Source organism: Bacteroides caecigallinarum (assembly GCF_016901995.1).
Classification (GTDB): Bacteria; Bacteroidota; Bacteroidia; order Bacteroidales; family Bacteroidaceae; genus Phocaeicola; species Phocaeicola cellulolyticus.
This window is the reverse complement of sequence record NZ_JACJLE010000096.1, coordinates 1-4,531: the sequence shown is the minus strand read 5'-3', so window position 1 is coordinate 4,531 and position 4,531 is coordinate 1. Positions and strand designations below refer to the sequence as shown.

The window sequence follows — 4,531 nt, the reverse complement described above, 5'->3', positions numbered from 1 at the left end:
GAATGTAGTTTCTATAAAATAAGGATTTGTAGAATGTTCCAAGTAATAAAAATTCTCTATTTGACATATTTCTTCTATTATTCTATGATCAAGCTTATTTGATATTTTATCATAGAAGCTAATATTTATTCCATCAGTAGAGAATCCTCTTAAATAACATTGAGGAACATAATGATGCTTTTGGGGACCATTATTCAAATTTGCCCTTTTTATATTAAATTCTTCCTCGCAATTATTTATTTCTATTTTTATAGAAAAATCTTTCATATAATTTTAATTTTCTAATATACATAGTCCATGATAATAATATTATAACTCAAGAGATAACTTTAATAAAACATTCAAAAGGTTATAGCAATACAACCTTTTTGCAATCATTTTTCAAGAAAGCTCTTCCTTCAATTTCCTTATCATCTCAAAATACTCCCTTTTCTTCCTCGGCTGTTTCTCCGTAGCAAGTCTTCTCTCCAAAGTCTTTATTTGAGCCTCTACCTTTGCTTTATTCTCATCAGCCTGTATTTGTTCCGTAAGCGACCTTCCTTCCTCAACATCAATCTGCCCCACCTGCTTTATGATATTCTCCCATACAGCATCAAGGTTCAAACCGGAGATGTCTATCCGTGTTTCGTCCGTCGGTTTCCAACAGGAACTTATCAGTTTGGTGTGGAACACCACTAATTGCGTTTCATCCTCGTACTGCAAGGCAAAGACTATATTCTGCGAAATCAGTCGTGACAGCAAGACTATATTCTTGGCATTATATTCCTTTCGTTTCAGACGGACACACATCAAATAGAACTCCTTAACTGTCTGTTCTTCCGATATAGCCGGCACTGTAGCTGGCGATACAAAAGCCGTCAGGTCAAGACGGTTTATATCCGCGTCGAAACTGTCACGCTGCCGTGCGTCAAGCTCGAACTTGGCATATATAGCTTTCTTGGGCAGCTGTTTCTTTATCTCAGTGGTTTGTGGTAAGCCGTACATATTTTATTACTGTATTACTATAAAACAAATCAGTTCAAAATCGTCAAGCCCCTTAATTTCGTCGGCAAAAAGATTGCCCTGCACTCCGCTAAGGAAACTGTCTATATCGCTTACTTCCTTTACGTCAAGTATGGAGCTGACAACATCGCCCAAAAGATCGGAATAGCGTTTCATGTCCTTGCCGTCGTTTGTGGCAAGATTAAACTCGTGACAGAGTTCCCTGACCGGCTCATGTATTCCCTTGCAGAGAAAACGCATACGGTCCAGCAATTCCTTTGGCGACAAATGATTTATGACCACTTCTCCGTCATTGGAGATATAGACCATATAGAAAGGATGCAAACGGTTTTTCCTGTCTATATTGACAGAATTGTTACGGTTCTTCAACACATAAATCACTCCGGCAGGACAATCATTCGTGGCGGGCACTATGGCATGAAGTCCGAACGGTGTATGCTCTACATCGGAATTGTGCTTCATATAGTCGAGCAGGTCAAGACGGAACTCGTTCAGTCCGAGGTCCATTATAGACACTCCTGTATTCATCTCCTCTATGTCTATCACTTCTTCCTGCAAGCGTTTCAACTGTTCACGGCGGTATTCCAAGTCGCCTTTTTCCTCGTCCGTAAGCGGATTGTCATCGCCTGTAGATGTCATAACAGACACTTTCATGCGAGCCTCTACTCGGCCTTTAAGGTCGATATATTCATCAAGAGTCATGTCCGGCCAGTAATTAACAAGCTGTATCACATCGTTGCGGCTGCCTATACGGTCTATTCGTCCGAAACGCTGGATTATGCGGACAGGATTCCAGTGGATATCATAATTTATCAGATAGTCGCAATCCTGAAGGTTCTGTCCTTCGCTTATACAGTCGGTCGCTATAAGTATATCTATACTCTCTTCGATATTAGGAAATATGGCTGCTTTCTCCTTCGATATAGGCGAAAACAGTGTAAGAACTGTATTGAAATCGAGCTTCTGTTTCAATTTCAGAGTGCTGCGTGCTTCTATATCACCGGTTATCAGAGCCGTATGCAGTCCTGTCTTTTCGAGTATCCGTGATGCAAGATTGTCATACAGATATTCTGCGGTATCGGAGAAAGCGGTAAAGATTATCACTTTCCTGTTTCCCGGATTTATAGGGTTCTCTATCTTGTTGCGCAAATCTGCCAACAGTTGCTGTAGCTTGCTGTCATGCTCAGGAGTTATATCGGCAAGCATAAGCAAAAGCAGATTCAGTACTTCTATATCCTGTTCAAGGAACTCTTTCCAACTGATATAGTCCATATCGGCAAGCGCAATCTGCGATTTCTTTCCGCCTATGAAAATGCTGTCTTCATCCTCCATGTCAAGGCCGTACGGCATTTCATATTCTGCCACCATTCCATAGTTCTCGTATGAATCCGTTTCATCAATCTTCTGAAGTGTGGAACTGATGAAAGAACGGATGCGTTCTATTGTCAGGCGAAAAGAGTTTACAGAACTTTCCAGACGTTTCAGCAGGTTGGCACTCATAAGTTTGCGCAAACCGCTTTCGCGTCCTGCCATAGTCAGTCCGGTATATTCATCATTACTGTTCAGCCTGGCATATTTGGATATCTTGCTTGGCAGGATAAACAGCGACGGGGTATATATAGCGAGATTAAGCCTCTGCAGAAGCTCAAATATCTCATTATAGTTTATCGCACTATCCAAATCAGTAAGATGCGGACGACGCGACAATGGCTTCAGTCTTTGAGGAAACTTGCCTATATCCGCTGTATTGTAATACTGCTCGATATGACGGCGGCTTCTGGCTATTGTAACCGAATCAAGCACCTCGAAGAAATCAAAGCTAAGACTGTCGAGCAGACGTTTTGTAGTTCTGTGTTCCGCCGGTAGTTTCGACCAGCGGTTATATGCTGTCTGAGCCTGACGGAATATATCCTCAATGCTGTTCTGTGTATCAAGCAAATCGTCAATATTCTTAGACTCGCCTTCGTATGCCAGGGCTATCTGGTTCTTGAGGTCATTGAAACGGTTGTTCACCGGAGTGGCAGAAAGCATAAGAACTTTTGTCTTTACACCCTTACGGATTACCTTGTTGAGCAGTTGCAGATATCTGTTCTCTTTCGGATTTTCATCATTTTCGTCTGTAGTAACCTTGCCGCCGTTACGGAAATTATGACTTTCGTCTATCACTACAAGATCATAATTGCTCCAGTTGATATGAGCAAGGTCAAGACCGTTAGACTTTCCGCCTGTACGCGACAGGTCGGAATGAAACAGTATATCGTATCTCAGGCGGTCGGCAGCTATAGGATTGTTCAGATAATTGCTGCGATATGTTATCCAATTGTCGTTAAGTTTTTTAGGGCATAACACCAACACGGACTTGTTTCTGTTCTCGTAATATTTTATTACAGATAGTGCAGTAAATGTCTTACCCAGACCAACACTGTCGGCAAGAATACAGCCGTTATATTTTTCAAGCTTGTTTATAATGGCAAGACAGGCATCTTTCTGGAAATTATACAGTTTGTTCCAGATTATACTGTTCTTGAATCCGGTAGCCTCGTTAGGCAATACATCTTCGGAAATATCTTCAAGGAACTCGCTGAATATATTGTAAAGAGTAACGAAATATATAAAGTCTGGCGAGTTTTCCTTATAGGCATTTGTTATATTGTCAAGCACCTCATCGGTGACAACCTGCATTTTTTCGGTATCATTCCAGAGATTATCGAACAAAGTAAGGAACTGCTGCGAGAACGGTGCTTCCATCTTGTTTATCATGGTATAGGCATTGTTTCCTCGCTCACAGCCCAAATCTACTGTAGTGAACCCGTTTACAGGCATATAGCTGACAGTGTCAATATTGACAAAACCCATCATGTTTTCGTTTGTACGATTGGACTTGAAACATACTTTTTTCTTTATCCACTCCGCACACTCACGTGCAATAGCTTTCTGCGACAGTTCATTACGGAGTTTTATCTCAAACTCAGATCCGTAAAGACTACGTTCACGGTTAAGTCGCGGAATATAAAACTCACGTTTCTGCTTGTCTGTTTTCTCTGTAACGAATGTTGGAGATGTAAAGATAAAACGTAACTCCTTAATATCTTTAAGCTGTTTCTTCAATTCCTGAAAGGCATATATAGAGAAACAGGAAGCAGCTATAGAAATTCTGCTCCCGCTCTTTATTTCTGTTATAAAATCATCTTTCAGGGTTTTATGTATATTATCTATAATCTCCATCGCAATGTCTTTCTATTTATTTCAGCGAACACTCACTAAACAGTCAATGAACACAATCTAAACAGTATTTAATTACTGTTTAATCACCATTTACCACCTATTTACCTAACTCCCCAATCACCTATAGTCCCAGTTTCAGAAGAAAAAGATGCACCAATCTTATAAACTTTGCGGCTATCGGCTGCATATTCACGCGCATATCCTTTTTCCTCTATCTGCTGAAGCGCCTCTTGGGCCGTACCGTCCAGTTTGAACTCAAAGATATATACATATTCTGATGTTTCCACTATGCAGTCCACACGTC

The 4,531-nt window shown here is 40.8% G+C and carries 4 protein-coding genes; all 4 read right to left on the bottom strand.

The window, feature by feature from the left end; translation table 11 throughout:
• Positions 1-267, bottom strand: a 267-nt coding sequence (locus H6A61_RS14920; protein ID WP_204394689.1) for a DUF4238 domain-containing protein, incomplete at its 3' end; no start/stop codon positions are given.
• A 114-nt stretch (positions 268-381) separates the two neighbouring features.
• On the bottom strand, positions 382-984 hold the full coding sequence (locus H6A61_RS14915) for a DUF4391 domain-containing protein (RefSeq protein WP_204394688.1): 603 nt from the start codon (positions 982-984) through the stop codon (positions 382-384).
• A 6-nt stretch (positions 985-990) separates the two neighbouring features.
• Positions 991-4,227: a helicase-related protein gene (locus H6A61_RS14910; RefSeq protein WP_204394687.1), complete on the bottom strand. Its 3,237-nt coding sequence runs from the start codon at positions 4,225-4,227 to the stop codon at positions 991-993.
• Positions 4,228-4,328: 101 nt separating this feature from the next.
• Positions 4,329-4,531: PD-(D/E)XK nuclease domain-containing protein (locus tag H6A61_RS14905; protein WP_204394685.1), on the bottom strand; the 203-nt coding region annotated here is incomplete at its 5' end.